28 protein-coding genes and 1 tRNA gene are annotated in these 25,454 nt (G+C 70.1%); 14 read left to right on the forward strand and 15 right to left on the reverse strand.

Annotated features, from left to right (window positions below):
• Positions 1-362 precede the first annotated feature (362 nt).
• The 4 genes from HZU84_RS16120 to HZU84_RS16135 form a co-directional block, all read right to left on the reverse strand.
• A tRNA-Ser gene (locus tag HZU84_RS16120) sits at positions 363-453 on the reverse strand.
• 55 nt (positions 454-508) lie between these two features.
• Positions 509-1,807: a serine--tRNA ligase gene (gene serS, locus HZU84_RS16125; protein ID WP_149504325.1), complete on the reverse strand. Its 1,299-nt coding sequence runs from the start codon at positions 1,805-1,807 to the stop codon at positions 509-511.
• A 36-nt stretch (positions 1,808-1,843) separates the two neighbouring features.
• Entirely contained in the window at positions 1,844-2,842 is a 999-nt protein-coding gene (ispH, locus tag HZU84_RS16130) for a 4-hydroxy-3-methylbut-2-enyl diphosphate reductase (protein WP_149504324.1), read from the reverse strand.
• Positions 2,842-3,294, reverse strand: coding sequence for an FKBP-type peptidyl-prolyl cis-trans isomerase (locus tag HZU84_RS16135; RefSeq protein WP_149504323.1), 453 nt, complete (start codon positions 3,292-3,294; stop codon positions 2,842-2,844). Before HZU84_RS16135 ends, ispH begins: the two co-directional genes overlap by 1 nt.
• Before the next feature lie 50 nt (positions 3,295-3,344).
• On the opposite strand from HZU84_RS16135, the gene radC reads away from it, so the two are divergent.
• Positions 3,345-4,013 (forward strand): RadC family protein, encoded by a 669-nt coding sequence (gene radC, locus HZU84_RS16140; protein WP_149504322.1) that lies wholly within the window; start codon positions 3,345-3,347, stop codon positions 4,011-4,013.
• 8 nt (positions 4,014-4,021) lie between these two features.
• Positions 4,022-4,681, forward strand: a complete 660-nt coding sequence (locus HZU84_RS16145; protein WP_149504321.1) for a Smr/MutS family protein — start codon at positions 4,022-4,024, stop codon at positions 4,679-4,681.
• 27 nt (positions 4,682-4,708) lie between these two features.
• Here the strand turns inward: HZU84_RS16145 and HZU84_RS16150 are convergent, their stop codons facing one another.
• The 3 genes from HZU84_RS16150 to HZU84_RS16160 are packed head-to-tail and all read right to left on the reverse strand — an operon-like array spanning position 4,709 to position 6,904.
• On the reverse strand, positions 4,709-5,116 hold the full coding sequence (locus HZU84_RS16150; RefSeq protein WP_149504320.1) for a group II truncated hemoglobin: 408 nt from the start codon (positions 5,114-5,116) through the stop codon (positions 4,709-4,711).
• A gap of 46 nt (positions 5,117-5,162) precedes the next feature.
• The gene (locus HZU84_RS16155) at positions 5,163-6,143 is read right to left on the reverse strand and encodes a MinD/ParA family protein (RefSeq protein WP_149504319.1); all 981 of its coding nucleotides are present in this window, start codon (positions 6,141-6,143) and stop codon (positions 5,163-5,165) included.
• Positions 6,140-6,904: a GGDEF domain-containing protein gene (locus tag HZU84_RS16160; RefSeq protein ID WP_244954305.1), complete on the reverse strand. Its 765-nt coding sequence runs from the start codon at positions 6,902-6,904 to the stop codon at positions 6,140-6,142. The genes HZU84_RS16155 and HZU84_RS16160 overlap by 4 nt, the downstream gene beginning before the upstream one ends.
• A 153-nt stretch (positions 6,905-7,057) precedes the next feature.
• Between HZU84_RS16160 and cheD the strand changes: the two genes are divergently transcribed.
• Positions 7,058-7,768: a chemoreceptor glutamine deamidase CheD gene (gene cheD, locus HZU84_RS16165; RefSeq protein ID WP_149504318.1), complete on the forward strand. Its 711-nt coding sequence runs from the start codon at positions 7,058-7,060 to the stop codon at positions 7,766-7,768.
• A gap of 26 nt (positions 7,769-7,794) precedes the next feature.
• Entirely contained in the window at positions 7,795-9,000 is a 1,206-nt protein-coding gene (locus HZU84_RS16170) for a protein-glutamate methylesterase/protein-glutamine glutaminase (RefSeq protein ID WP_149504317.1), read from the forward strand.
• Here HZU84_RS16170 and hemW read toward each other — a convergent pair.
• From hemW to HZU84_RS16195, 5 genes are all read right to left on the reverse strand, one after another.
• The gene (hemW, locus tag HZU84_RS16175) at positions 8,969-10,198 is read right to left on the reverse strand and encodes a radical SAM family heme chaperone HemW (RefSeq protein WP_149504316.1); all 1,230 of its coding nucleotides are present in this window, start codon (positions 10,196-10,198) and stop codon (positions 8,969-8,971) included. The genes HZU84_RS16170 and hemW overlap by 32 nt on opposite strands.
• Before the next feature lie 19 nt (positions 10,199-10,217).
• The gene (gene rdgB / locus HZU84_RS16180) at positions 10,218-10,850 is read right to left on the reverse strand and encodes an RdgB/HAM1 family non-canonical purine NTP pyrophosphatase (RefSeq protein ID WP_149505314.1); all 633 of its coding nucleotides are present in this window, start codon (positions 10,848-10,850) and stop codon (positions 10,218-10,220) included.
• Between the two features lie 29 nt (positions 10,851-10,879).
• A complete protein-coding gene (rph, locus tag HZU84_RS16185) occupies positions 10,880-11,608 on the reverse strand; it encodes a ribonuclease PH (RefSeq protein WP_149504315.1) in 729 nt (242 codons plus the stop codon).
• 114 nt (positions 11,609-11,722) lie between these two features.
• Entirely contained in the window at positions 11,723-12,646 is a 924-nt protein-coding gene (locus HZU84_RS16190; RefSeq protein WP_149504314.1) for a PP2C family protein-serine/threonine phosphatase, read from the reverse strand.
• A gap of 77 nt (positions 12,647-12,723) precedes the next feature.
• Entirely contained in the window at positions 12,724-13,695 is a 972-nt protein-coding gene (locus HZU84_RS16195; RefSeq protein ID WP_037483934.1) for a serine/threonine protein kinase, read from the reverse strand.
• Between the two features lie 29 nt (positions 13,696-13,724).
• On the opposite strand from HZU84_RS16195, the gene HZU84_RS16200 reads away from it, so the two are divergent.
• The 4 genes from HZU84_RS16200 (at position 13,725) to HZU84_RS16215 (ending at position 18,042) form a co-directional block, all read left to right on the forward strand.
• Complete coding sequence (locus HZU84_RS16200; protein WP_149504313.1) at positions 13,725-14,645, forward strand: YicC/YloC family endoribonuclease; 921 nt, start codon at positions 13,725-13,727, stop codon at positions 14,643-14,645.
• A 20-nt stretch (positions 14,646-14,665) separates the two neighbouring features.
• Positions 14,666-15,319, forward strand: coding sequence for a guanylate kinase (gene gmk, locus HZU84_RS16205; RefSeq protein ID WP_149504312.1), 654 nt, complete (start codon positions 14,666-14,668; stop codon positions 15,317-15,319).
• A gap of 22 nt (positions 15,320-15,341) precedes the next feature.
• Positions 15,342-15,545 (forward strand): DNA-directed RNA polymerase subunit omega, encoded by a 204-nt coding sequence (rpoZ, locus tag HZU84_RS16210; RefSeq protein WP_037483929.1) that lies wholly within the window; start codon positions 15,342-15,344, stop codon positions 15,543-15,545.
• Between the two features lie 193 nt (positions 15,546-15,738).
• A complete protein-coding gene (locus HZU84_RS16215; protein ID WP_149504311.1) occupies positions 15,739-18,042 on the forward strand; it encodes a RelA/SpoT family protein in 2,304 nt (767 codons plus the stop codon).
• Positions 18,043-18,050: 8 nt separating this feature from the next.
• Here HZU84_RS16215 and greB read toward each other — a convergent pair whose 3' ends face one another.
• Positions 18,051-18,620: a transcription elongation factor GreB gene (gene greB / locus HZU84_RS16220; protein ID WP_149504310.1), complete on the reverse strand. Its 570-nt coding sequence runs from the start codon at positions 18,618-18,620 to the stop codon at positions 18,051-18,053.
• A gap of 282 nt (positions 18,621-18,902) precedes the next feature.
• Here greB and HZU84_RS16225 point away from each other — a divergent pair, with 282 nt between their 5' ends.
• The 4 genes from HZU84_RS16225 to HZU84_RS16240 all read left to right on the forward strand — a co-directional run bounded on the left by HZU84_RS16225 (position 18,903) and on the right by HZU84_RS16240 (position 22,256).
• Positions 18,903-19,553 (forward strand): excisionase family DNA-binding protein, encoded by a 651-nt coding sequence (locus tag HZU84_RS16225; RefSeq protein ID WP_149504309.1) that lies wholly within the window; start codon positions 18,903-18,905, stop codon positions 19,551-19,553.
• 50 nt (positions 19,554-19,603) lie between these two features.
• Positions 19,604-19,981: a response regulator transcription factor gene (locus HZU84_RS16230; RefSeq protein WP_244954304.1), complete on the forward strand. Its 378-nt coding sequence runs from the start codon at positions 19,604-19,606 to the stop codon at positions 19,979-19,981.
• 89 nt (positions 19,982-20,070) lie between these two features.
• The gene (locus tag HZU84_RS16235) at positions 20,071-20,778 is read left to right on the forward strand and encodes a response regulator (RefSeq protein ID WP_037483925.1); all 708 of its coding nucleotides are present in this window, start codon (positions 20,071-20,073) and stop codon (positions 20,776-20,778) included.
• A gap of 14 nt (positions 20,779-20,792) precedes the next feature.
• Entirely contained in the window at positions 20,793-22,256 is a 1,464-nt protein-coding gene (locus HZU84_RS16240) for a sensor histidine kinase (protein WP_219340971.1), read from the forward strand.
• On the opposite strand, the gene HZU84_RS16245 is transcribed toward HZU84_RS16240, so the two are convergent.
• Positions 22,195-22,629, reverse strand: coding sequence for a DUF3717 domain-containing protein (locus tag HZU84_RS16245; RefSeq protein ID WP_149504308.1), 435 nt, complete (start codon positions 22,627-22,629; stop codon positions 22,195-22,197). The genes HZU84_RS16240 and HZU84_RS16245 overlap by 62 nt on opposite strands.
• Before the next feature lie 69 nt (positions 22,630-22,698).
• The gene (locus tag HZU84_RS16250; RefSeq protein ID WP_149504307.1) at positions 22,699-23,166 is read right to left on the reverse strand and encodes a YidB family protein; all 468 of its coding nucleotides are present in this window, start codon (positions 23,164-23,166) and stop codon (positions 22,699-22,701) included.
• 163 nt (positions 23,167-23,329) lie between these two features.
• On the opposite strand from HZU84_RS16250, the gene purN reads away from it, so the two are divergent.
• Together purN and HZU84_RS16260 are read left to right on the forward strand one after the other, a co-directional pair.
• Positions 23,330-23,968 (forward strand): phosphoribosylglycinamide formyltransferase, encoded by a 639-nt coding sequence (gene purN / locus HZU84_RS16255; protein WP_149504306.1) that lies wholly within the window; start codon positions 23,330-23,332, stop codon positions 23,966-23,968.
• Positions 23,969-24,017: 49 nt separating this feature from the next.
• On the forward strand, positions 24,018-25,286 hold the full coding sequence (locus HZU84_RS16260; RefSeq protein WP_149504305.1) for an RsmB/NOP family class I SAM-dependent RNA methyltransferase: 1,269 nt from the start codon (positions 24,018-24,020) through the stop codon (positions 25,284-25,286).
• The last annotated feature ends 168 nt before the right edge of the window (positions 25,287-25,454 follow it).

The following is a 25,454-nucleotide window of genomic DNA, read 5'->3' on the forward strand; positions in this document are numbered from 1 at the left end:
ACCCGACTGCACTCGACGCTGGCCTACGTCAGCCCGATGCAGTTCGAAGAAAACTGGCTCGCCGGCCAAGCTCGGCAAGCCAGCGCGTAGTCTGGCTATGGGATACGGAATACAGGGGCAAGGTCAGCGTTCGCACGCCTGGCGTGCGGCGCAGACGGCCGAAAAGCCAAGCCAGCGTTGCATGGTCCGCCCACCTGGACCGTACGGTCCACGGTCCCTCGCCGGGTCAGGGGCCGGTTTTGGTGTGGCTTTAGGGTGGCTACGGGGCGCAAAAACAGCCCGGCGGTGACACCCAGGGCAGTCCATTCGAGGGGCGCTGAAAAGAAAAAACCCCAAGTGCGACAAGCACTTGGGGCTGATTCTGGCGGAGAAGGAGGGATTCGAACCCTCGATACGGGGGTACCGTATACCGGATTTCGAGTCCGGCGCATTCGACCACTCTGCCACCTCTCCTGGTAGCTTGCTGCTGAACCGTGGTCTGTTCAGCGAAGAATTCGATTATAGACGATCAGACAGCCAGCTTGTCAAGGCCTCCGAGGTAGGGGCGAAGCACTTCGGGCACGGTGATGCTGCCGTCGGCGTTCTGGAAGTTCTCCAGCACCGCCACCAGCGTGCGGCCGACCGCCAGGCCCGAGCCGTTGAGCGTGTGCACGAACTCGTTCTTGCCTTGGGCGTTCTTGAAGCGCGCCTGCATGCGCCGGGCCTGGAAGGCCTCGCAGTTCGAGCAGGAGCTGATCTCGCGGTAGGTGCCCTGCGCCGGCACCCAGACTTCCAGGTCGTAGGTCTTGGTCGAGCCGAAGCCCATGTCGCCGGTGCACAGCAGCATGACGCGGTAGGGCAGGCCGAGCTTCTGCAGGATCGCCTCGGCGTGGCCGGTCATTTCCTCCAGCGCGGCGTTGCTGTGATCCGGGTGGGTGATCTGCACCATCTCGACCTTGTCGAACTGGTGCTGGCGGATCAGGCCACGGGTGTCACGGCCGGCCGAGCCGGCTTCCGAGCGGAAGCAGGGGCTGTGTGCGGTGAGCTTGAGCGGCAGCGCGTCGACCGGCACGATCGTGTCGGCCGCGACGTTGGTCAGCGTCACCTCCGAGGTCGGGATCAGGTACCACTTGCTGCCGGCGGCCTCGCCGTCGCCCGAGGTGACGTGGAAGAGGTCCTGCTCGAACTTGGGCAGCTGGCCGGTGCCGCGCAGCGCGTCGCCCTGCACCAGGTAGGGCGTGTAGCACTCGGTGTAGCCGTGCTCCTGGGTCTGCACGTCGAGCATGAACTGGGCGAGCGCACGGTGCAGCCGGGCGATCTGGCCCTTCATGAAGGTGAAGCGCGAGCCCGAGAGCTTGGCGCCGGTCTCGAAGTCCAGGCCCAGCGGCGCGCCCAGGTCCACATGGTCCTTGACCGCGAAGTCGAAGGCGCGCGGCGTGCCCCAGCGGCGCACCTCGACGTTGCCGTGCTCGTCCGTGCCGACCGGCACGTCGGCCTGCGGCAGGTTGGGCACCGACAGCACCAGCGCCTCGAGCTGGGTCTGGATCTGGCCCAGGCGATCGGCGCAGCGCTTGAGCTCGTCGCCGATGCCGGCGACCTCGGCCATCAGCGCGCTGGTGTCCTCGCCCTTGCCGCGCAGCGCGCCGATCTGCTTCGAGAGGCGGTTGCGGGTGGCCTGCAGCTCCTCGGTGCGGGTCTGGACGGTCTTGCGCTCGGCCTCCAGCGCGCGGAAGGCGTCGGCGTCGAGGAAGGGCTGCGGGTTCTTGCGGGTCTGCAGGCGCGCGAGCACCGCGTCGAGATCGCGGCGCAGCAGGGTGATGTCAAGCATGGGGATGAAAAGACTGGAGCTGTGAAGCGTGAAGGTTCAATTCTGGCGCTGGGCCGCGGCCTCGGCCATCGACTTGTCGCCCAGGCCCTTCGGCAGCGGGAATTCGATGTGTTCCTCCACGCCGGGCATCTTGCGCACCGCCAGCGCGCCGAGCTCGCGCAGCCGCGCGATGACCTGATCGACCAGCAGCTCAGGCGCGGAGGCGCCGGCGGTCAGGCCCACGCGCGGGCGGCCCTCGAACCACTCGGGGCGCAGCTCGGCGGCGCTGTCGATCATGAAGCCGGGCGTGCCCAGGCGCTCGGCCAGCTCGCGCAGGCGGTTGCTGTTCGAACTGGTCGGGCTGCCGACGACGATGACGATGTCGACCTCGGCCGAGAGCACCTTCACCGCGTCCTGGCGGTTCTGCGTGGCGTAGCAGATGTCCTGCTGCTTGGGCTCGCGCACCTGCGGGAAGCGGCGCTTGACGGCGGCCAGGATCTCGGCCGCGTCGTCCACGCTCAGCGTGGTCTGCGTGACCACCGCCAGCCGGCTCTCGTCGGGCACGACGACCCGGTCCACATCCTCGACATCCTCGACCAGATGGATGCCGCTGTCGAGCTGGCCCATCGTGCCCTCGACCTCCGGGTGGCCCTTGTGGCCGATCATGATGAAGTCGTAGCCCTCGCGGCGCAGCTTGGCGACCTCGACGTGGACCTTGGTGACGAGCGGGCAGGTTGCGTCGAAGACCTCGAAGCCGCGCTCGGCGGCCTCGCGGCGCACCGCCTGGCTCACGCCGTGGGCGCTGAAGATCAGCGTGGCGCCCGCGGGCACCTCGGCGAGGTCCTCGATGAAGATCGCGCCCTTGGCCTTCAGGTCGTTGACGACATAGGTGTTGTGCACGATCTCGTGGCGGACATAGATCGGCGCGCCGAACCGGGTGATCGCGCGCTCGACGATCTCGATGGCGCGGTCGACGCCGGCGCAGAAGCCGCGCGGCTGGGCCAGCACCACCTCCTGCACCGGCAGGGGGGGTGTCGTGTCGTTCGTCGTCGTCATCACAGCACTCCGATCAGCTGCACCTCGAAGCTCACCGGCTGGCCGGCGAGCGGGTGGTTGAAGTCGAACAGCGCCCAGTCGCGGCCGGTGGGGCCGAGCTCGCGCAGGATGCCGGCAAAGGCGCCGCGGCCGTCGGGCGTGGGGAACTGCACCACGTCGCCGACCTGGTACTCCTCGTTCGGGTCGCCCATCTGGCGCAGCTCCGAGAAGGCGAGCTTCTGCACCATGTCCGGGTTGCGCGGACCGAAGGCCTCGCCGGCGGCCAGTTCGATCACGGTGCGCGTGCCTTCCTCCAGGCCGATCAGGCGCGCCTCGATGGCCGGGGCCAGCTCGCCGCTGCCGATCGTCAGCGTCGCGGGCTTGTCGTTGAAGGTGTTGACGATGTCGCCGCCGTCCGGGCCGGCGAGGCGATAGTGAAGCGTCAGGAATGAACCCGCTTGGACCTGTGGCACGTCAGTGATCCTGTTCTCGATAGACTGTCCGCGATTTTAGGTGTCCCCCGATGAAAGACCTGCCGCCCGAGCTGAGACCCCGCGAGAAGCTGCTGAGCCACGGCCCGGCCGCGCTGCAGGATGCCGAGCTGCTGGCGATCCTGCTGCGCACCGGCACGGCGGGCAACGGCGTGCTGCAGATGGCGCAGCAGCTGCTGGATCGCTTCCAGGGCCTGGGCGGGCTGCTGCGGGCCGATGGCACGGCGCTGGCCACGGTCAAGGGCCTGGGGCCGGCCAAGCGCGCCGAGCTGCTGGCGGTGCTGGAGCTGGCGCGGCGCACGCTGGCGGCCGAGATGGTGCGCCGGCCGGTCTTCGACTCGCCGCAGGCGGTGCGCGACTTTCTGCGGCTGGAGCTGGCCGAGCTGGGCCACGAGGTCTTCGCGGTGCTGTTCCTGGACGCGCAGCACCGGCTGATCCGCTTCGAGCCGATGTTCCGCGGCACGCTGACGCAGACCAGCGTCTACCCGCGCGAGGTGCTCAAGCGCGCGCTGGCGCTGGATGCGGCCGCGGTCATCCTGGCGCACAACCACCCTTCCGGCGTGGCCGAGCCGTCGAAGGCGGACGAGTTCCTGACCCAGTCGCTGAAGACGGCGCTGCAGATGATCGACGTGCGGGTGCTCGACCACTTCGTCGTCGGGCGCGGGCCGGTGGTGTCCTTTGCCGAGCGGGGGCTGCTGTGACGACGACGATGAAGGTGAATTCGCTCGATGGTCTGGCCGCGGTGCAGCGGGTGCTGCGCGAGCGCCGCCGCCGCGCCGAGGAAGAGGCCGCGCGCCGTGCCGCCGAGGAGGCCGCGCGCCGGCGCGAGCATGAGCTGTTCGAGCGCAGCGTCGGCCCGGTGGTGCGGCTGCGCTCGCGCAATCTGGCCGAGATCGTCCGGCCGCGTCCCTTGCCCCACCCGCGCCAGCGCGAGCTCGACGAGGCCGAGGTGATGCGGGTCGCGCTGTCCGACGAGTTCGACCCCGAGTCGCTGATGGAGACCGACGACCAGCTCTCCTACCGCCAGTCCGGCATCGGCGACGATGTGCTGAAGAAGCTGCGCCGCGGCGTCTGGGTCACGCAGGGCCAGATCGACCTGCACGGCCTGAATCGCGACGCCGCGCGCGAGGCGCTGGCCGGCTTCCTGATCGACGCGGGCAAGCGCGGCTGGCGCTGCGTGCGGGTGGTGCACGGCAAGGGCCTGGGATCGCCGGGGCGCCAGCCGGTGCTCAAGGGCAAGGTGCGCTCGTGGCTGGTGCAGCGCCAGGAGGTGCTGGCCTTCACGCAGGCGCGCGGGCCGGACGGCGGCGCCGGCGCGCTGATCGTGCTGCTGGATTCGTCGCGCAGCCCGGACGGCCGCCTGCGCTGACGTCCCGATCGGTCGGCCGCAGGCCACTCAGCGGTTGCGCATCCAGTCGGCGGTGCGCATGAAGCTTTCGGTCAGGCGCTCGATCAGCGCCGGGTCGAGCTGCACCTCGGTCATGGCCTGGTGCATGCAGGCCACCCACTGGTCCCGCTCCAGGATGCCGATCGAGAAGGGCATGTGGCGCATGCGCAGCCGCGGATGGCCGAAGCGCTCGATGTAGAGATCGGGGCCGCCCAGCCAGCCGCTCAGGAACCAGTGGAGCTTGTCGCGGGCCTCGTCGAGCGTGCTGCCATGGGCGGCGCGCAGCTCGCGGTAGGCGGGCTCCAGGTCCATCAGATCGTAGAAGCGGTCGACCAGCGCGCGAACCCGGGCATCGCCGCCCACCCATTCGTACGGAGTGGCGGGCGTCTGGGGTGTGGTGGGGATGTCAGTCGTCATGCGGGCGCACTGTAGCCCAGCGTGTGCCTGCACGGGGTGCGCGGGATCAGTGCGGATCGTCGGTGACGGCGGCGCCGGCCAGGTCGGCCTCTGCGGGCAGAGCGGCGCAGGGAGCGGGCGCCGACGCGTCCTGCGTGGCGACCGGCTCGGGAACCGGCAGCAGCGTCACCAGGGTGCCCGCGGGCATCGGCAGGCGGCCGGCTGGCGGGTGCAGCGTGGCCAGACGCATCGCGATCGCCGACATGCCCTGGGCGGCGTCGGAGCCCGGATAGGCGAGCATCACCAGCTGGCGCCGCTGCACCGCCTGGCGCACCGAGGTGTCGCTGACGACCTCCCCGAGCGGATTCAGCCGGATCGTGCCGCCCTCGGGCAGCGTGATGAAGCGGTCGATGACCGACTGCAGCTGTGCCGCCACATGGCGACCCTCGCCATGGCGATGGGTCTGGTTGACCACCAGCATCATCGAGGTGCGGCCCTGCTGCATGCCCAGCACCTTGACGGTGGCGTAGGCGTCGGCCAGCGCGGTCGGCTCCGGCGTGGCGATGACGATCGCCTCGTCGGCCATCGAGATCGCGTAGAGCACCACGTCGGAGATGCCTGCGCCGGTGTCGATCAGCACCCGGTCGTAGTGCGGGCGCACCGTGTCGATCAGTCGCGCGAACTGCTCGCGCACCGTCGGCGTCAGCCGCGAGTACTCGATCAGGCCGGAGCCGGCCAGCAGCACCTGGAAGTCGCCGGGCGCGGTCAGAAGCGCCTGGTCGAGCGTGCCCTGCCCGGTGAAGACATCATGCAGCGTGCGCCGGGGCTGCAGGTTCAGCACCACGTCGAGGTTGGCCAGACCGAGGTCGGCATCGATCACCAGCACCCGCTCGCCCCGGCGGGCCAGCGCGGCGGCGAGATTGGCGGCCAGCATCGTCTTGCCGACGCCGCCCTTGCCGCTGGTGATCGCGAAGACACGCGGACGCTCGGTGCGGCCGGTCGCGGTCGGCTCGGAGCCGGGCGAGGTCGTCAGGGTCGTCGTGCTCATCGGGTGGAATCCAGTGTGTCGGGCATGAACGCCGACATGGTGCTGAACAGCATGTCGCGTTCCTCGTTGCTGACCTGCGAGTGGGGAGGCAGCTCCATGCAGGTGCGGTTGCGGCCGGCGGCCTTGGCGCGGTAGAGCTGCTGGTCCGCGCGCTCCATCCAGAGCCGGGCCGAGGAACGGACCCAGCGCGGGGCAAAGGCGCCGCCGACGCTGGCGGTCACGCTCAGCCGCACATGCCGGCTGACCTCGATCCGGCAGGACTCGATCGCCAGGCGGATGCGGTCGGCCACCGCCTCGCCGAAGCTGGCCGGGCAGTTCGGCAGCACGGCGGCGAACTCCTCGCCGCCGATGCGCGCCACCGTGTCCATCGGACGGACGCACTCCTGGAGCGTGCGTCCGATCGCGCGAATGACCTCGTCGCCGGCACCGTGGCCGTAGCTGTCGTTGACCCGCTTGAAGTGGTCGATGTCGATCAGCAGCAGCATCGCCGACTCGCCCGAGCGCGCGACCCGGTCGATCTCGCCCTCCAGGCTGGCCTCGAACTGGCGGCGGTTGACCAGACCGGTCATCGGATCGCGGCTCGACAGCATGCACAGACCGTCGATCAGCGCCTGCAGCCAGGCGGCCGAGCCGGGCTCGAGCCGCGACAGGCCGTCCATGCCCGAACGCTCGAGCATCTGGACCGCGAGATCGACGCGCAGCGTCGCGCCGCCGATGGTCACGGTGTTCATGCGATGGCGGACCTCGGGGGACGGGGTCATGAAGTGGTCTGGGCGAGTGGGGCGGCGATGATTTTGCAGTCTAAGGGGTCCGGCGGATTCGCCTGCGCCAAGATGGGCCCGGTTTGACGGGTTTCTTCCCGGGCTGCACGGCGGCATGCGACGGCACAGTGCACCACAGTCCGGGAACCTGTCATGACCAATACCCAGAGTGCCTCCCCCTCGTCTGCCGATGCTCGCCGGCCTGCCGGAGCCCGTGCCTCCGACGCCTCCTCTGCCGAGGCGCGTGTCGTGCCCGGCCGGATCGAGCGCATGCGTGCCGAGCGGCGTGCCTCTGGCGAGGCGTCTTTCTTCTACCGCGAGGTCGCCTTCAATGCCGATGCGGTCAAGGTGATGCCGGGCGAGTATTTCGTCCACAGCGAGGATCTGGTCATCACCACGACGCTGGGCTCGTGCATCGCCGCCTGCCTGTGGGATCGCCAGGCCGCGGTCGGCGGCATCAACCATTTCATGCTGCCCGGCGACGGGGCGTCCGACGACGGCGGCCGCTACGGCTCCTGCGCGATGGAGCTGCTGATCAACGCGCTGATCAAGCGCGGTGCGACCCGGCGCACGCTCGAGGCCAAGGTCTTTGGCGGCGCGGCGCTGATCGCCGGCAATGGCGCGCTCAATGTCGGCCAGCGCAACACCAGCTTCGTGCTCGACTATCTGCGCACCGAGGAGATTCCGCTGGTGTCGCAGGATGTGCTCGGACCCTATCCGCGCAAGGTCTGTTTCTTCCCCAAGACCGGGCGCGCGATGGTGCGCCGCCTGCCGCCGGCGCAGCGCGAGGCCGCCATCGCGCTCGACCAGGATGCACGCCGCCGCGCCTCGGCGTCCGCAGCCGGCAGCATCGACCTGTTCTGATCCTGCTTCGCCCGAGCGCCGAATCCATGCCTGTTTCCTTCCAGCCCTCGCGCCCGCCGGCTGCGCCGATTCGGATCGTTGTCGTCGACGACTCCGCGGTGATGCGCGGCCTGATGTCGGGCATCATCGCCCGCCAGACCGACATGGAGTGCGTCGGCGCCGCCTGCGACGCGCTGCAGGCGCGCGAGATGATCCGCGAGCTCGATCCCGACGTGATCACGCTCGACATGGCCATGCCGAAGATGGATGGCCTGGAATTCCTCGACCGCCTGATGCGGCTGCGCCCGACGCCGGTGGTGATGGTCACCTCGGCCGCCCAGCGTCAGCCCGACATCGTGACCCGCGCGCTGGCGCTGGGCGCGGCGGCGGTGATCGACAAGGCGGCCGTCGGCGTGTCGGGTGCCTTCGAGGCCTTCGAGCGCGAGCTGCTGGCGGCCTTGCGTCAGGCGGTGCAGAGCCGGCCCGCTGCGCCACGCCGGAGCGTGCCGGCGGCGCCCGCGACCGTGTCGTCACCGGCCCTGTCCGTCGCCTCGCCTGCGCCGCTGCAGGCACCGACTTCCGCTGCGCCGGTCCTGTCGGGCGGCCCGGCGGTCGAGGTCGGCGAGCGCCGCATCCGCCTGATCGCGATCGGTGCCTCCACCGGCGGGCCCGAGGCCACGCCGCATGTGATCCGCGCGCTGTCGGCGCAGGTGCCGCCGGTGCTGATCGTGCAGCACATTCCGGGCGGATTCTCGGCGCGCTATGCCGCCCGGCTGGACACGCTGGGTGCGCTGCGGGTCTGCGAGGCCCGCGACGAGATGGTGCTGCAGCAGGGCCACGGCTATGTGGCGCCGGGAGGACGGCACCTGTCGGTGGTCAAGGTCGGCGCCAGCCTGGTCGCGCGCGTCACCGACACCGAGCCGGTCAACCGGCATCGGCCCAGCGTCGACGTGCTGTTCCGCTCGGTCGCGCAGGTGGTGGGCGAGCGAGCGCTGGGCGTGATGCTGACCGGCATGGGCGGCGACGGCGCGGAGGGCATGCGCCGCATGCGCGACGCCGGCGCGTGGAACATCGCCCAGGACGAGGCCACCAGCGCGATCTTCGGCATGCCCAAGGAAGCGATCCGCGCCGGCGCCTGCCAGGAGGTGCTGGCGCTGCAGGCCATCGGCCCGCGGCTGATGGCGATGCTGGGCCTGGTCGGCAGCGGCGCGGCCGGTGCGCTCAGGTCAGAAACATCGACTGCAGGTCGCTGAGGAAGTCGAAGCCGCGCTCGCTCGGGCGCACGATGCCGGCGCTGCGGTCGTGTTCGAGCAGGCCGCGCCGCTCGGCCTCGGCCAGCCCGGCCGCGACGGCCGAGGGCGGCAGCCCGGTGCGCTCGCGGAACAGCGCCAGCTCGAAGCCGTCCTTCAGCCGCAGCGTGTTGAGCATGAACTCGAAGGGCAGTGCCTTGCGACTCACCTCCTCGTCGTTCGAGATCGCCCGGCCGGCCAGCGCGTGCTCCATGTACATCGCCGGATCGCGCCAGCGCACCTGGCGCACGACGCGGTTCGGGAAGCTCAGCTTGGTGTGCGCGCCCGCGCCGATGCCGAGGTAGTCGCCGAACTGCCAGTAGTTCAGGTTGTGCGCGCAGCGGTGGCCGGGCCGCGCGTAGGCCGAGACCTCGTAGCGCGCGAGTCCCGCCTCGCCGGTCAGCGCGGTGATCTGGTCGAGCATCTCGCTGGCCAGATCGTCGTCGGGCAGTGCCGCGGGCGGGCGGCTGGCGAAGACGGTGTTGGGCTCGATCGTCAGGTGGTAGACCGACAGGTGCGGCGGCGCGAGCGCCAGCGCGGTGCGCAGGTCGGCCTCGGCCTCGGCCAGCGTCTGGCCGGGCAGCGCATACATCAGGTCGAGGTTGAAGGTGTCGAAGGCCGCATGGGCCTCTTCGGCCGCGGCCAGCGCCTGCGCGCGGCTGTGCACCCGGCCGAGCGTCTGCAGCCGCGCGTCGTCGAAGGTCTGCACCCCGATCGAGAGCCGGGTCACGCCGGCAGCGCGGAAGGCGCGGAAGCGCTCGCGCTCGAAGGTGCCGGGATTGGCCTCCAGCGTGATCTCGCAGCCCGGCGTGAGCGGCAGCAGCGCGCGCACGTCGGCCAGCAGCCGCTCGATGGCCTCGGGCGAGAACAGGCTGGGCGTGCCGCCGCCGATGAAGATGGTCTGGATGTGGCGGCCCCAGACCATCGGCAGCGCCCGCTCCAGATCGGCGCGCAGCGCGTCCAGGTAGCGCGCCTCGGGGTGACCGCCGGTGGCTGCCTCGTGCGAGTTGAAGTCGCAGTACGGGCACTTGCGCAGGCACCACGGCAGGTGGATGTACAGGCCCAGCGGGGGCGGTGCGCCCAGCTGCAGCGTGCCCGGGCGCAGGTAGCGCGCCAGCAGCGCCTGGTGGTCGGACAGGTCGGCCGCGGGGGGCGCCGACACCGGCGAGAGGGAGATGCCGTCAGCCACGCTGCCAGACCTCCCGCATCAGCGCGAGCATCTGCGCGCAGGCGATCGCACGGTGGCTGAGCCGGTTCTTCGTGTCGGCCGGCATCGCCGCGGCGGTGCAGCCCTCGGACGGGATGAACATCAGCGGGTCGTAGCCGAAGCCGCCCGCACCCTCGGGCGCGGCGAGGATCTCGCCGTTCCAGCGCCCGAAGGCGATCAGCGGTTCCGGGTCGTCGGCCGAGCGCACCGCCACCAGCGCGCAGACGAAGCGCGCGCGCCGGGTCGAGGCGCCGTCGAGCGCAGCGAGCAGCTTGGCGTTGTTGGCGGCGTCCTGTCGAGCGCGCAGCGCCTCGCGGTCGGCATCAAGGGCCGGCTCCAGCGCGGCGTAGTGCGCCGAATGCACGCCCGGTGCGCCGCCGAGCGCGTCCACGCACAGGCCGGAATCGTCGGCGATCGCGGCCAGGCCGGTGGCGGCCGCGGCGTGGCGCGCCTTGGCCAGCGCGTTCTCGATGAAGGTGTGGTGCGGCTCCTCGGCCTCGGCGACGCCGAGCGCGCCTTGCGTCACCAGCTCGACGCCGGCCGGCGCCAGCAGCGCACCCAGCTCCTTGAGCTTCTTGGCGTTGTTCGACGCCAGCACCAGTCGCAGCGTGTCCATCGCGTGCTCCCGCTCCGGGCTCACTGGCCCGCCAGCGCCGCGCGCTGCAGTGCGATCAGCTCGCGGATGCCCTTGTCGGCCAGGCTGATCAGGCGGTCCATCTCCTCGCGGCTGAAGGGCACGCCCTCGGCGGTGCCCTGCACCTCGACGAAGCCGCCCGAGCCGGTCATCACCACGTTCATGTCGGTATCGCAGGCCGAGTCCTCGACATATTCGAGGTCGAGCAGCGCCGCGCCGTCGAGCAGGCCGACCGAGATCGCGGCCACATGGTCGCGGATCGGCGTCTCGGCCAGCAGGCCCTGCGCCAGCAGCTTCGACACCGCGTCATGCGCGGCGACGAAGGCGCCGGTGATCGAGGCGGTGCGGGTGCCGCCGTCGGCCTGCAGCACGTCGCAGTCGATGGTGATGGTGCGCTCGCCGAGCATCTTCAGGTCGAAGACGCTGCGCAGCGAGCGGCCGATCAGACGCTGGATCTCCTGCGTGCGGCCGGTCTGCTTGCCCTTGGCGGCCTCGCGGCTGGAGCGGGTGTGGGTGGCGCGCGGCAGCATGCCGTACTCGGCGGTGACCCAGCCTTCGCCCGAGCCCTTCTTGTGCGGCGGCACCCGCTCCTCGACCGAGGCGGTGCACAGCACGCGGGTGTCGCCGAACTCGATCAGCACCGAGCCTTCGGCGTGCCGGGTGTAGCCGCGGGTGATGCGGACGGGGCGCAGCGCATCGGGGGCGCGCTCGAGGGGGCGGGAGGTGGTCATGGGGTCAGTCCTGGACGGGGCGGGCGGTGCGTGGGTGCCCGCCTGCGCGGGCATGACGAACGCCGAGGGAATGAAAAGAAAGGGAGAGAAGGAAAACGGGGCAGGGGCTGGCCGCTAGCCACGCTTCTGCGCGGTGCGGCGGATCGCCTCGTTGATCTCGCGGATCGAGCGCTCGATCTCCTCGTCGTCGAGCAGGTCGGCGGCTTCCTGGCCGGGGCCGTGGCCGGCCTGGATGGTCGACTCGAACATGTCGTCGCCGAGCGCGGCGGTCTCGATGCCGGCCAGCGTGTCCTCGTCGTCGTTCTCGGAGGCCTCCCACTCGACGGCGATGACGGTGACGTTGTCGCTCTTGTCGCCGGCGGTGCGCAGCGCCAGCTCCACCAGCTCGGGCACCGACTCGCCGATCGGCGCGGCGGCCAGCTCCCGGGTGATGGTGGCGTCGTCGATCACGCCCCAGAGGCCGTCCGAGCACAGCAGCACCCGGTCGCCGGGCTGCAGCGACACCGGGCCGGCGATGTCGATCACCGGCTTGCCCGGACTGCCCAGGCAGGTGAACAGCACATTGCGGTTGACCTTGTCGCCCAGCGGCACGATGCCGGTGAGCGTCTCCTGCAGCTCGGAGTAGGAGTGGTCGCGGGTGCGCGCGACCAGCCGGCCGCCGCGCACCAGGTACAGGCGCGAGTCGCCGCAATGCGCCCACCAGGCCTCGCGGCCCTGCAGGAGGCAGGCCACCAGCGTGGTGCGCGGGGTGTCGAGCAGCGCGCGCTCGACCGCGTAGCGCAGCAGCTGGTGATGGCCGGCCAGGATGCCCTCGCTCAGGAAGCGCTTCGGATCCTTCAGCGTCGGCCGCGCCTCCTGCTGGAACTGGGCCGCCAGCGTCTGCAGCGACATCTGCGAGGCGACCTCGCCTTCGGGGTGGCCGCCCATGCCGTCGGCCAGCGCGAACAGGCCCGAGTCCCGCGTGTAGCAGTAGCCCATGCGGTCCTCGTTCTTCTCGCGGCCGCCGCGGCGGCTGATCTGGTAGACGGAAAAGCGCATGGACAGGGATTCCGGGCGTCGAGCGGTGTCGTGGAGGTGGGGCGGCGGGAGGGCAGGGCAGGACGGCGCCGCCGTGCTCAGGCCTTCGCGCCGGACTTGATGTTCTCGAGCTGCAGCTTGAGACGCTCGCTGAAGCTCAGCTTGGTGTAGCGCCGCTCGGTCTCGCGCGAGAGTTCCTTCTGCAGCGCGAACACGCTCTGCGGCCGCGCCAGCGGATCGAGCGACATGCACCACTCGGTCACCTCGATCAGGTTGTCCGAATAGACATTGCGCAGCCGCGACAGCGACAGGTTCAGCCGGTCCTTCTCGATGCGCTGCGGCGCGTCGTTGGGCGGATAGCCCTGCATGCAGGCGTAGATGCACGCGCCGATGGCGTAGATGTCGGTCCAGGGCCCGAGGCTGCCGTCGCGGCGGTACATCTCCGGGGCGGCGAAGCCGGGCGTGTACATCGGCCGGATGAAGTTGCCTTCCTTGCTCAGCACCTCGCGCGCGGCGCCGAAGTCCAGCATCACCGCCTTGTTGTCGTTGGTGATGAAGATGTTGGCCGGCTTGATGTCCAGGTGCAGCATCTTGTGCTGGTGCACGATGCGCAGGCCGCGCAGGATCTCGTCGAACAGGCTGCGGATGGTGCTCTCGCGGAAGACCTTGTCGCGCTTGAGGTCGCGCGCGGTGACGATGAAGTCCTGCAGCGTGTCGCCCTGCAGGTAGTTCATCACCATGTAGACCGTCTCGTTCTCGCGGAAGAAGTTCAGTACCGAGACCACGCTCGGATGGCTGATCTGGGCCAGCGAGCGGCCCTCCTCGAAGAAGCTCTTCAGGCCCAGGCGATAGAGCGGCTGCTTGTCCGGCTTGACGCGCGGGATCAGCTCGCCCGGAGCACGCTCGGCGAGGGATGACGGCAGGTACTCCTTCAGTGCCACCAGCCGACGCTCGGCGTCCTCGGCCAGATAGACCACCCCGAAACCACCCGCCGCCAGCTTTCGAATGACCTGGTAGCCTCCGACCACCGTGCCAGGGGGCAGCGGGGCGGGTTTCTGAGGCTTTGACATAATCGTGTTTTGCTTGGGCGAAGTCCGCGATGCCAGTTTACAGCATGACCGGTTATGCCAGTGCCAGCGCCGGCACCGGCCCTGACACCGGGGAAAACACCGAATCCACCATCGTCCGCGCCGGCACCGTGACGGTCGAGCTGCGCTCGGTCAACAGCCGTTTTCTCGATCTGACGCTGCGTCTGCCCGACGAACTGCGCGCGCTCGAGCCGGGCTTGCGCGAGCAGCTCACGCAGGCCTTCAAGCGCGGCAAGATCGAGCTGCGCCTGCACGGCGAGCGTGCCGACGCCGAGGTGCGCCCCCCCGCGCCCGAGCAGCTCGAGCGGCTCGGCCGGCTGCAGTCGGCGGTGCTGGCGGCGCTGCCGCAGTCCGCGCCGATGAGCGTGCAGGAGGCGCTGGCCTGGTGTCGTTCCACTGCGCCCGCGCCTGTGCTCGACGAGGCTGCGGCCGAGGCCGCGCGGCTGTGCGTGGCGCGGCTGCGCGAGGCCCGTGCCCGCGAGGGCGAGCGTCTGGTCGCCATCCTGATGGAGCGGGTCGAGGCGCTGCGTGCGCTGGCCGCGCAGGCTGCGCCGCTGGTGCCGCAGGTGGTCGAGCGCCAGCGCCAGCGCTTTCTCGAGCGCTGGAACGAGGCGCTGGCCGCCGCCGGTGCCTCGCAGGGCGTGCCGGCCGAAGCGCTGGCCGAGCGGGCGATGTCGGAGGCCGCGGCCTTCGCGATCCGCATCGACGTCGCCGAGGAGCTGGGCCGGCTGCAGTCCCACCTCGACGAGATCGCCCGGCTGCTGCGCCAGGGCGGCGAGCTGGGCAAGCGGCTCGACTTCCTGATCCAGGAACTGCACCGCGAGGCCAACACGCTGGGCTCGAAGTCCGCCGCGCTCGAGCTCACCCGCATCTCGGTCGAGATGAAGGTCGCGATCGAGCAGATGCGCGAACAGGTCCAGAACATCGAATGAGTGCCGACAACTCTCCCACCATGAATCCGTCGTCGAATCCTGCCGCCGCGCTGCCGGACTATCCTGGCAACCTGTATGTCGTCTCCGCTCCGAGCGGCGCCGGCAAGTCCAGCCTGGTCAAGGCACTGCTCGAGCTCGATGCCCGGCTGATGGTGTCGGTCTCGCACACCACGCGCGCGCCGCGCGGCCAGGAGCAGCACGGCCGCGAGTACTGGTTCGTCGGCCAGGACGAGTTCCAGGCCATGATCGACCGCGGCGACTTCTTCGAGTGGGCCCAGGTGCATGGCAACCGCTACGGCACCTCGCGCGCCGCCATCGAGCGCCGCCTGCAGGCCGGCGAGGATGTGGTGCTGGAGATCGACTTCCAGGGCGCGCTGCAGATCAAGCAGATCTTCCCGGCCGCGGTGCTGATCTTCATCCTGCCGCCGTCGTGGGAGGAGCTGCTGCAGCGCCTGCGCCGGCGCGGCGAGGACACGCCCGAGGTCATCGAGCAGCGCATGATCAACGCCCGGCATGAGGTCGCGCAGGCGCGCCACTTCGACTACATCGTCGTCAACGCGCTGTTCGACACCGCGCTGTTCGACCTCAAGACCATCGTGCACGCCCAGCGGCTAAAATACTCGACCCAGCGTCGCAGCCGTCCGGCTGTCTTCGACGCCCTCCAACTCTCCTGAACTGCGGAAGAAAAGACCCACCATGGCACGCATCACCGTCGAAGACTGTCTGCAGAAGATCCCCAACCGCTTCCAGCTGGTGCTGGCGGCCACCTACCGCGCCCGCATGCTCAGCCAGGGCCATGCGCCGAAGGTCGAGACCAAGAACAAGCCGGGCGTGACCGCGCTGCGCGAGATCGCCGCCGGCCAGGTCGGCGTCGAGATGCTGCGCAAGGTGCCGACCTGATCGCCTGTCCGGCCTCCCGCCCGCGACGCCCGACGCGGCGCGAGACACGCTAGAGTGAGTCATGGTGTCCCGTACTGCTGATGTCCTGCGTCGCATGTTCTTCCCGTCCTGGCGACGGACGGGAAGCCAGTCCGGATCGGGCGATCCGGAGCATGTCTCCGAGACGCTTCTGCCTGAGGCCGAGGCTGCGCCGATGGCCGAGCCCGTCCGGCCCGACGCTGCCGCACGCCAGAAGCCGCGCGAGCGCGCCGGCAAGCCGGTGATCGATGCGGTGCCTGGCGCCCACGGCGCCAGCGCTGCCTCCTTCGCGGTGCTGACCGCCAAGCTCGACTACCTCGACGAGGCCGACGTGCGCCGCGTGCGCGAGGCCTACCGCTTCGCCGACGAGGCGCATCTGGGCCAGTTCCGCGCCAGCGGCGAGCCCTACATCACGCACCCGATCGCGGTGGCCGGCCTGTGCGCCGACTGGAAGCTCGACGTGCAGGCCATCATGGCCGCGCTGATGCACGACACGATGGAGGACTGCGGCATCACCAAGTCGGAGATGGTCGAGCGCTTCGGCGCAGCCACCGCCGACATCGTCGACGGCCTGACCAAGCTCGACAAGCTGCAGTTCTCGACCCGCGAGGAATCGCAGGCCGAATCCTTCCGCAAGATGCTGCTGGCGATGGCGCGCGACGTGCGCGTCATCCTGATCAAGCTCGCCGACCGCATGCACAACATGCGCACGATGGAGGCGATGGCGTCGAACAAGCGTGCCCGCATCGCGCGCGAGACGCTCGAGATCTACGCGCCGATCGCGCACCGGCTCGGTCTGAACCAGTGCTATCGCGAGCTGCAGGAGACCTCGTTCCGCTTCCTGAGTCCCTGGCGCCATGCGGCGCTGTCGAAGGCGGTCGGCAAGGCCCGCGGCCACCGGCGCGACCTGGTCGAGCGGGTGCGCCAGGAGGTGGAGCTGGCGCTGACCCAGGCCGAGGTGCCCGCGCAGGTCTACGGCCGCGAGAAGACGGTCCATTCGATCTACACCAAGATGCGCGAGAAGCACCTGAGCTTCGCGCAGGTCAGCGACATCTTCGGCTTCCGGCTGGTGGTGGCGACGCTGCCCGAGTGCTATCTGGCGCTGGGCGTGCTGCACCAGCTCTACAAGCCGGTGCCGGGGCGCTTCAAGGACTACATCGCGATCCCGAAGGCCAACGGCTACCAGTCGCTGCACACCACCGTGGTCAGCCCGCTGGGCACCGCGATCGAGTTCCAGATCCGCACCGCCGCGATGCACGCGGTGGCCGAGGCCGGCATCGCCGCGCACTGGATGTACAAGACCAGCCACGGCAGCGAGGCGCCCGACACCCGGCCCGACACCAAGCATCTGGGCACGATGTGGCTGCAGTCGCTGGTCGACATCCAGAGCGAGACGCGTGATTCGGCCGAGTTCCTCGAGCACGTCAAGATCGACCTCTTTCCCGAGTCGATCTATGTCTTCACGCCGAAGTCCAAGATCCTGGCGCTGCCGCGCGGCGCCACGCCGGTGGACTTCGCCTATGCGATCCACTCGCGCGTGGGCGATCACTGCGTGGCCGCGCGCGTCAACGGCGAGCCGGTGGCGCTGCGCACCGCGCTGTCCTCGGGCGATTCGGTCGAGATCATCACCGCGCCCTCGGCCCGGCCCAATCCGGCCTGGCTGAACTTCGTGCGCACCGGCAAGGCTCGCTCGAAGATCCGCCATCACCTGAAGAACATGGAGGCCGAGGAGTCCTACGATCTCGGCCTGAAGCTGCTGGCGCAGGCGCTGCGCACCGAGGGCCTGCCGCTGCCCGGCATCGACGACAGCGACCTCAGCGAGGCCGACGCGCAGCTCTGGCAGTCGCTGGTGCGCTGGAGCGGCAACCGCAACCGCCGCGAGCTGCTGATCGACATCGGCCTGGGCCGCAAGATCGCGGTGATCGTGGCCAAGCGGCTGGCGCGCCAGATGATCGAGCAGGGACGTCGGCCCGATGCGGTCACGCTGTCGATGGGCCGCTATGCGGTCGACCACGAGGCGCCGACCCAAGGCACGATCGTCATCGACGGCAGCGAGAACGCGACGATCCAGCTCGCCACCTGCTGCCAGCCGATTCCCGGCGACCACATCGTCGGCTACCTCGGCCGCGGCGAGGGCCTGACGGTGCACACCGCCGAGTGCTCGGTCGGCAAGCGGCTCTTCGAGCGAGATCCCGAGCGCTGGCTGGGCGTGGAGTGGTCGGATCAGCCGGTGCGTGCCTTCCGCACCGCGGTCGGCGTGCTGGTGCGCAACGGCACCGGGGTGCTGGCCGAGATCGCCCAGGCGGTCAGCCAGGCCGAGGCCGACATCGCCCACATCGACATGGATCCCCACCGCGCCGGCGAGACCACCGAGCTGCGGCTGATGCTGGCGGTGCGCGACCGCCAGCATCTGGCGGATGTGCTGCGCGTGGTGCGGCGCAGCCCGTCGGTGATGCGGGTGGCTCGCATCCGTCCCTGAGCACGGCCTCAGGCCGGCTCGCCCGGGGCGGGATAGCGCACCTCGATCACCTCGAGGCGCTGCAGCCCTGCTGGCGTCATCAGCATCACCTCGTCGCCCTCGCGCGCCTTCAGCAGTGCCCGCGCGACCGGGGAGATCCAGCTGATCTCTCCGCGCAGGCTGTCGGACTCGTCGATGCCCTTGATGGTGACGGTGTGCTCCTGCCCGCCGGAGTCGGCATAGGTCACCGTCGCACCGAAGAAGACCTGGTCGCGCCCGTGGTGCGCCGACGGATCGGCCACCTCCGCGATGTCGAGCCGGCGCGTCAGGTGCCGGATGCGGCGGTCGATTTCCCTCAGCCTTTTCTTGCCGTAGAGATAGTCCCCGTTTTCCGAACGGTCGCCGTTCTTTGCGGCCCAGGAAACGGTTTCCACCACTTTCGGGCGCTCGACATCGAGCAGATTCATCAATTCGGCGCGCATCTGGCGATGGCCTTGCGGCGTCATGTAGTTTCGTGTACCCGAGGGCAGCGGGGGCAATCCTTGAAACTCCTCGTCCTCGGCTGCATCTGAAGGGGGTGTGGTCGCTGGACGGGTCATTGTTGTGGCTCCTGGTGTGATTTTTTGCGCGTGATCATTTTTTTCGATTCATTTGGTACGATGTGTACCCATGAATGAGGGGTTGTGTTGCAAATATTCCTCATACTGGATCTGCGCAATTCGTAATCGGGAGGCGAAATAAGTCACACTTTGAAACTTCCGGCGCTACAGCGGGGGAAGCCGCATGCCGATGACCCGGGCAAGCCGCAAATAGATGAGCTGGAGACTCGCGAACTCGGTCAGACGAGCTCGCCCGATCTGTGTTTTAGAGGGCCCCCTGCCATGTCCCGTCCCCATTTTGCTCAAGATCCTCTGGACCCGTTGCTGACGACCCGCGAAGCCGCGCTGCGGCTCGGCGTGTCGCTGCGCACCGTCCAGCTGTGGGTCGAGGCCGGCACGCTGCCGGCCGGTCGCACGCCAGGTGGTCATCGCCGCATCCGGCTGTCCGCGGTCGAGGCCCTGGCCCAGCGCAGCGGGCTGCGTCCTGCGGCGCCGACCTCGCTGTCGATGGCGGCGGCTGCCAATGCACCGCTCGATGTCCTGCTGATCGCCTCCAGCGTCGACCAGCTGCAGCTCTGGCAGGAGGTGCTGCAGCCTCTGGGCCCGAATGTGTCGCTGCGCGGCGCCAACAATGGCTATACCGGCCTGCTGCAGCTCGGTCGCAAGGCGCCGGACCTGTTGGTGACCGATCTGGCGATGCCTGACATCGACGGTTACGCGATGCTGCTGACGCTGTCCGGCCTGAACGAGTACGCTCCGCTCCGGGTGCTGGCGATTACCAGTCAGACGCCGCACCAGATCGCCGAGCGCGGCGGTCTGCCCGACCGGGTCCGCGTGATCCATCAGCCTGCACCTGCGATCGCGGTGCGCGCCTGGGTGGAATCGGAGATGATCCGCATGGGCCGCAGCATGCATGCCGAAGGCATGCAGTGAACCTGTCCCCGGCGGGTGAAGGTCTGTGCTGACCTGCCGGGATCCCGAGAATGCACATGATCTCCAGCCGCATCCTGATCGTCGAGGACCAGATCGACATCCGCCGCTTCATCCGGATGACGCTGGAGATGACCGAGCACGAGCTGCACGAGGCGGCCGACGGTTCCCAGGCGCTGGCGCTGGCGCATGAACTGCGGCCGGCCCTGGTGGTGCTGGATGTGATGCTGCCGGGATCGATCGACGGGCTCGAGGTGTGCCGGCGTCTGCGAGCCGATCCGTCGCAGGCGGGCGTGAAGGTGCTGCTGCTCAGCGCCCGCGGTCTGCCGGCCGATCTGCAGGCGGGCCGTCAGGCCGGCGCGGATGCCTGCCTGGTCAAGCCGTGCAGCCCGATCGATCTGCTCCAGCAGGTCGAGTCGATGCTGGGCTGAAGTTCTTTACAGCGCAGGCACGAGCGCCTGACGTCGGCGGTCGACGATACTGCATGCTCTCCGAGACTGCCCGTCCTTCCGACTCCCCCATGAGCGCCCGTGTTCTCCTGATCGACGACGATGCCCGCCTGACCGGCATGGTCAGCACCTATCTGGTCTCGGCCGGACTTCATGTCTCGGTGGCCGGCGATCTGGCGCAGGGGCGCGCGCGCCTGCAGCGCGAGCTCTTCGATGTGCTGGTGCTCGACCTGATGCTGCCCGATGGCGACGGGCTGGACCTGACGCGCGAACTGCGCGCCGACCCGCGCCTGCGCAGCCTGCCGCTGCTGATGCTGACCGCGCGCGGCGAGCCGATGGACCGCATCATCGGCCTCGAGCTGGGGGCCGACGACTACCTGCCCAAGCCCTTCGAGCCGCGCGAGCTGCTCGCGCGCATCAAGGCGCTGCTGCGCCGCGCCACGCCGCTGGGCGATGATGCGGTGCTGCGCTTCGGCCGGCTCGAGGTCGACGTGAACGCACGCCAGGTGCGGGTCGACGGCCGCATCTGCGAGCTGACCAGCTACCAGTTCGACATCCTGCAGGTGATGGCGCGCAGCCCCGGCCGGGTGCTCTCGCGTGACCAGATCATGGATGCGCTCAAGGGGCATCCGATCGAGGCCTTCGACCGCAGCATCGACGTGCATGTCTCGCGCATCCGCGCCGCGATCGAGGACGATCCGAAGAACCCGCGCCGCATCCTGACGGTGCGCGGCTCCGGCTATGTCTTCGCGCGCAAGCAGGACGCCGACGCGGCCTGAGCACGCCTTCCGGCATGCGCTGGCGTCGAAGCACCGGAGTGCGCAGCCTCTATCTGCGCATCTACCTCACCGTCGTGGTGGTGCTGCTGGTGTTCGCGCTGATCGCGGCGGTGCTGTTCCGCCGCCATGCCGCGGCCGAGGAAACGCGCTTCGAGAGCGCGGTGCTCGAGCGCACCCGGGCGATGGCGGCGCTGATCGAGCGCAGCCTGCCGCCGGCCAGCGCACCGGAGGACACCCAGCGCGAGGTGCTGCTGGACTGGTCGCGTCAGCTCAAGCTGCCGCTGGCGCTTGATGACGCCTCGGGTCGGCGCATCGCCGAGTCCGAGCCTTACCGCCGCATGCTCGAGGACCGGGCGCGGCCGGAGTCGGAGATCGCGCTGGCCTCGCGCCTGCCCGATGGCCGGGTGCTGTGGACACTGAAGATCCGCTTCAAGGGTTTCAAGGGTGGCGGGCCGCCAGGGTCTGGCCCCGGACATGAGCATGGGCCTCGCGGCGAGGGCGGGCCACCGCGCCTGCCACCGATCAACGGTCCCGGGCCGCTGGATCGCATCGGCCTGGGCGGGCCGGGCCTGCTCGACGAGGCCACCGGCGTGCTGCTGCTGCTGGCGGCGCTGTTCACCGCGATCACGCTGGGCGCCTATCCGGTGGTGCGCCGGCTGACCCGCCGGCTCGAGATCCTGCAGCGCGGTGTCGAGGTCTTCGGCAGTGGCCGGCTGTCGCACCGGGTCGATGCACGCGGCGAAGATGAGGTCGCGGCGGTGGCGCGCAGCTTCAACCAGGCGGCGCAGCGCATCGAGGACCTGGTGCGCTCGAACCGCTCGCTGCTGGCCAATGCCAGCCATGAGCTGCGCTCGCCGCTGGCACGGCTGAAGATGGCGGTGTCGATGTTCGACCATGCGGATCCGGCCCAGCACGAGGAGCTGCGCCGCGAGATCGACCGCGACATCCGCGAGCTCGACGAGCTGGTCGAGGAGGTGCTGCTGGCCAGCCGGCTTGATGCACGCTCGGACATGCAGCCCGAGCTGGTCGAGCTGCTCGGCCTGCTGGTCGAGGAGGCTGCGCGGGTCGGGGCCGAGGCCGGCGGCGAGGAGGTGCAGGTGCTCGGCGAGGAGCGGCTGCTGCGCCGCGCGCTGCGCAATCTGCTGGAGAACGCGCGCCGCTACGGCGGCGACGAGGTCTCGGCCGACGTCGGCACGCTGCCGGACGGCCGCATCGAGATCAGCATCCGCGATCGCGGCCCCGGCGTGCCGGCGGAGTTCCGCGAGCGCATCTTCGAGCCCTTCTACCGCCTGCCCGGCCATGCCGAGCGCGCGGGCGGCGTCGGCCTCGGGCTGTCGCTGGTGCGCCAGATCGCCGAGCGCCACGGCGGCAAGGTGCGCTGCGAGGGCCGCGAGGGCGGCGGCACCTGCTTCGTCATCACGCTGCCGAGTCCGATGCTGGGCGACGACGCTCCGGCGCCCGGTCGGCATAGCGGTTGAAGCGCCAGGCGCTGCCCTCGGCGATGATGCGACGCCAGATGACGCGCTTCTCGCCCGGGCTCATCGCCGGCCAGTGCCGGACCTCCTCGAAGCTGCGCCCGCAGCCCTTGCAGACCGCGTCGCCCTGGGCGGTCGAGCAGATCGCGATGCAGGGCGCGTCGGGCGTGCTGTCGTACCAGGCCAGCCAGGCCTCGCGGGCCGGCGGCGGCAGCGTGTCCTCGTCGTGCGAAGTCTCGCGGAAGTAGCTCATCCGCGCGTAGACCTCGGCCAGCGCGCGCAGCGGTGCGGCCAGCTCGATGCCGTCGGGCGAGGGGCTGCGCTGGCGCCACCAGTTGATGGCGTTCTCGATGTCGGTGATGTGGATGTCAGCCATGGCCACGCGAGCATAGCGGCCGACGCCCGCCCCCGGCATCGTCAGGGGCGGGCCGGGCTCAGCGGCGGCTCAGCGCGCGCCGCCGAGCAGGCCGCCGAGGATCTGCGGCAGCATCGCGCCCAGGTCGGCGCCTTGCTGGGGCAGGCGGCCGTCCGGCGTCATCGCGTCGACCACCTGGGGCAGGATCTGCGCCAGCGCGCCACCGGCCGCGCCGCTGTCCATGCCGGCGCTGCGCGCGAGCTGGCCCAGCACGTCCGGGCCGAGCACCTGGCCGATCTGCTCGGCCGAGACCGGCAGGTTCTGGCCGGTCGAGACCCAGGACGAGGCCACGTCGCCCAGGCCGCTGCGCTGGAACTGCTCCAGCAGTCCGCCCAGGCCGCCGGCCGGCGCGCCGGCCTGGGCCGCGCCGCCGCCACCGAGGCCGCCGTTCATCAGCATGCCGATCAGGGCCTGGATCAGGGCGGCCTGGCCACCCTGCTGCGAGCCACCGAGTGCCTGGCTCACCACCGAGCCGACCAGAGAGTCGAGCAGTCCCATCTGTGTTCTCCTGTTGGAATCGAAACGAAGAAAGAAGATCGTGAATCGCGACAAGGTTCACGCTGCGCCGGGTGCGCGGGGGCTACTGTGACCGGTTTCCATGTCCTTGTCATGCGACCAATGGCCGGGTCCTCTGCCGGGCGCCGATTACACTCCCGCACCCATGAAACGCATCGTGATCCTGATTTCCGGCCGGGGCTCCAACATGGAAGCCATCCAGAAGGCCTGCCAGACCGAGGGCTGGCCCGCCGCCGTCGTTGCCGTCATCAGCAACCGTCCGCAGGCGGGCGGGCTGGCCTGGGCGCAGGCGCAGGGCATCGCCGCGGTCGGTCTGGACCACCGCGCGCATGCCGATCGCGCCGCCTTCGACGCCGCGCTGGCCGAGGAGATCGACCGGCACCAGCCCGACCTGGTGGTGCTGGCCGGTTTCATGCGCATCCTGACGCCCGAGTTCGTCGCGCGCTACGCGGGCCGGCTGCTGAACATCCACCCGTCGCTGCTGCCGTCCTTCGGCGGGCTGCACACGCACGAGCGTGCGCTGCAGGCGGGCTGCAAGTTCGCCGGGGCCACGGTGCATTTCGTGACGCCCGAGCTGGACCACGGCCCGATCGTCGTGCAGGCGGCGGTGCCGGTGCGCCAGGGCGACACGCCCGACACGCTGGCCGAGCGCATCCTGCGCTGCGAGCATGTGATCTACCCGCGCGCGGTGCGCTGGTTCGTCGAGGACCGGCTTGCGGTCGACGAAGCGGGCGTCGTGCGCCATCTTGACGGCGTCGAGCAGTGGCTGTTCGATCCGCGCTGAGCCGTCCTTTCCTGTCCGATCTTCCGATTCCGTTCCCGAGGAGCCCTCGATGACCCCCAAGGCCCTGTTCGCCCTGTGCGACGAGCTGCTGCACGAGGTGCTGCGCTTCACCACGCCCGCCGATGCGGTGGTGTCGTCCTTCTTCCGCCAGAACCGTGCGCTGGGCGCACGCGAGCGCCAGACGCTGGCCGAGACGGTCTACGAGGTGCTGCGCCGTCGCGCGAAGTACCAGTACCTGGCGCGCTCCGGCCACGGCTCGATCGAGCGCCGGCTGATCCTGCTGGCCTGGCAGGGCTCGGAGGCCTACCTGAACGCCGCGATCACCGAGGGCGAGCGCACCTGGCTGGACAACTGCCGCCAGTTCGACCCGATGAAGGCCTCGAAGGGCCACAACGCCGCGTTGGTGCACAACCTGCCCGAGTGGCTGGTCGAGCCGCTGAAGGCGCAGGTCGGCGAGGAGTTCGACGCGCTGGCCGAGGCGCTGCTGCAGCCCGCCGGGCTGGATCTGCGCGTCAACGCCATCAAGGTCAAGCGCGAGGCCGCGCAGGAGGCGCTGGCCGCCGAGGGCATTCGCGCGCAGCCGACGCCGTTCTCGCCGCTGGGCCTGCGGGTCGACGGCAAGCCGGCGCTCAACCGCACCGAGGTCTTCAACCGCGGCGAGGTCGAGGTGCAGGACGAGGGCAGCCAGCTGCTGGCGCTGCTGACCGAGGCCAGGCGCGGGGAGATGGTGGTCGACTTCTGCGCCGGCGCCGGCGGCAAGACGCTGGCGCTGGGCGCGATGATGCGCAACACCGGCCGGCTCTACGCCTTCGATGTGTCGGCGCACCGGCTGGCGGCGCTCAAGCCGCGTCTGGCGCGCAGCGGGCTGTCGAACGTCTATCCGGCCGGCATCACCCACGAGCGCGACGACCGGGTCAAGCGCCTGGCCGGCAAGATCGACCGGGTGCTGGTCGACGCGCCGTGCTCGGGCCTGGGCACGCTGCGCCGCAATCCCGACCTGAAGTGGCGCCAGAGCGAGAAGTCGGTGGCCGAGCTGACCGCCAAGCAGGCGTCCATCCTCGACAGCGCCGCTCGCCTGGTGAAGTCCGGCGGCCAGCTGGTCTACGCGACCTGCAGCGTGCTCGAGGCCGAGAACGAGGCCATCGTGCGCGCCTTCACCGAGGCCCATCCGGACTTCGAGATGCTCGATGCCGCCGAGGTGCTCGAGCGCCAGAAGGTCGAGCAGGCCGCCTCGCTGTGCCATGACGGCATGCTGCGGCTGTGGCCGCACCGCCACGGCACCGACGGCTTCTTCGCCGCGGTCTGGCGTCGACGCTGAACCGGACTGCCGTCCGGCGCCTGCCGCCTGGCGGCGGTGCCGGGCAAATCACCGCCACTGGGGTGGCTGCTCATGTCGCCGCTTCCCTGGGCGGGGCTAAAATCGCCCGCCCGCCTGTGACTCGGACCCTCCGCCCCGTGCGCTTTCCGAAACGCCGGCGACCCTCGC

Source organism: Sphaerotilus sulfidivorans, from assembly GCF_013426975.1.
Taxonomy (GTDB): domain Bacteria; phylum Pseudomonadota; class Gammaproteobacteria; order Burkholderiales; family Burkholderiaceae_C; genus Sphaerotilus; species Sphaerotilus sulfidivorans.

Coding starts and splice junctions, on each gene's coding strand:
- rph (WP_149504315.1), bottom strand. CDS start 11,608: ATGACCACCTCCCGCCCCCTCGAGCGCGCCCCCGATGCGCTGCGCCCC.
- HZU84_RS16170 (WP_149504317.1), top strand. CDS start 7,795: ATGCCTGTTTCCTTCCAGCCCTCGCGCCCGCCGGCTGCGCCGATTCGG.
- HZU84_RS16260 (WP_149504305.1), top strand. CDS start 24,018: ATGACCCCCAAGGCCCTGTTCGCCCTGTGCGACGAGCTGCTGCACGAG.
- HZU84_RS16195 (WP_037483934.1), bottom strand. CDS start 13,695: ATGTCAAAGCCTCAGAAACCCGCCCCGCTGCCCCCTGGCACGGTGGTC.
- HZU84_RS16230 (WP_244954304.1), top strand. CDS start 19,604: ATGCACATGATCTCCAGCCGCATCCTGATCGTCGAGGACCAGATCGAC.
- HZU84_RS16245 (WP_149504308.1), bottom strand. CDS start 22,629: ATGGCTGACATCCACATCACCGACATCGAGAACGCCATCAACTGGTGG.
- greB (WP_149504310.1), bottom strand. CDS start 18,620: ATGACCCGTCCAGCGACCACACCCCCTTCAGATGCAGCCGAGGACGAG.
- HZU84_RS16240 (WP_219340971.1), top strand. CDS start 20,793: ATGCGCTGGCGTCGAAGCACCGGAGTGCGCAGCCTCTATCTGCGCATC.
- HZU84_RS16225 (WP_149504309.1), top strand. CDS start 18,903: ATGTCCCGTCCCCATTTTGCTCAAGATCCTCTGGACCCGTTGCTGACG.
- HZU84_RS16145 (WP_149504321.1), top strand. CDS start 4,022: ATGAAGGTGAATTCGCTCGATGGTCTGGCCGCGGTGCAGCGGGTGCTG.
- ispH (WP_149504324.1), bottom strand. CDS start 2,842: ATGACGACGACGAACGACACGACACCCCCCCTGCCGGTGCAGGAGGTG.
- HZU84_RS16200 (WP_149504313.1), top strand. CDS start 13,725: ATGCCAGTTTACAGCATGACCGGTTATGCCAGTGCCAGCGCCGGCACC.
- HZU84_RS16155 (WP_149504319.1), bottom strand. CDS start 6,143: ATGAGCACGACGACCCTGACGACCTCGCCCGGCTCCGAGCCGACCGCG.
- gmk (WP_149504312.1), top strand. CDS start 14,666: ATGAATCCGTCGTCGAATCCTGCCGCCGCGCTGCCGGACTATCCTGGC.
- purN (WP_149504306.1), top strand. CDS start 23,330: ATGAAACGCATCGTGATCCTGATTTCCGGCCGGGGCTCCAACATGGAA.
- cheD (WP_149504318.1), top strand. CDS start 7,058: ATGACCAATACCCAGAGTGCCTCCCCCTCGTCTGCCGATGCTCGCCGG.
- serS (WP_149504325.1), bottom strand. CDS start 1,807: ATGCTTGACATCACCCTGCTGCGCCGCGATCTCGACGCGGTGCTCGCG.
- HZU84_RS16215 (WP_149504311.1), top strand. CDS start 15,739: ATGGCCGAGCCCGTCCGGCCCGACGCTGCCGCACGCCAGAAGCCGCGC.
- HZU84_RS16190 (WP_149504314.1), bottom strand. CDS start 12,646: ATGCGCTTTTCCGTCTACCAGATCAGCCGCCGCGGCGGCCGCGAGAAG.
- HZU84_RS16160 (WP_244954305.1), bottom strand. CDS start 6,904: ATGACCCCGTCCCCCGAGGTCCGCCATCGCATGAACACCGTGACCATC.
- radC (WP_149504322.1), top strand. CDS start 3,345: ATGAAAGACCTGCCGCCCGAGCTGAGACCCCGCGAGAAGCTGCTGAGC.
- HZU84_RS16150 (WP_149504320.1), bottom strand. CDS start 5,116: ATGACGACTGACATCCCCACCACACCCCAGACGCCCGCCACTCCGTAC.
- rpoZ (WP_037483929.1), top strand. CDS start 15,342: ATGGCACGCATCACCGTCGAAGACTGTCTGCAGAAGATCCCCAACCGC.
- HZU84_RS16250 (WP_149504307.1), bottom strand. CDS start 23,166: ATGGGACTGCTCGACTCTCTGGTCGGCTCGGTGGTGAGCCAGGCACTC.
- HZU84_RS16235 (WP_037483925.1), top strand. CDS start 20,071: ATGAGCGCCCGTGTTCTCCTGATCGACGACGATGCCCGCCTGACCGGC.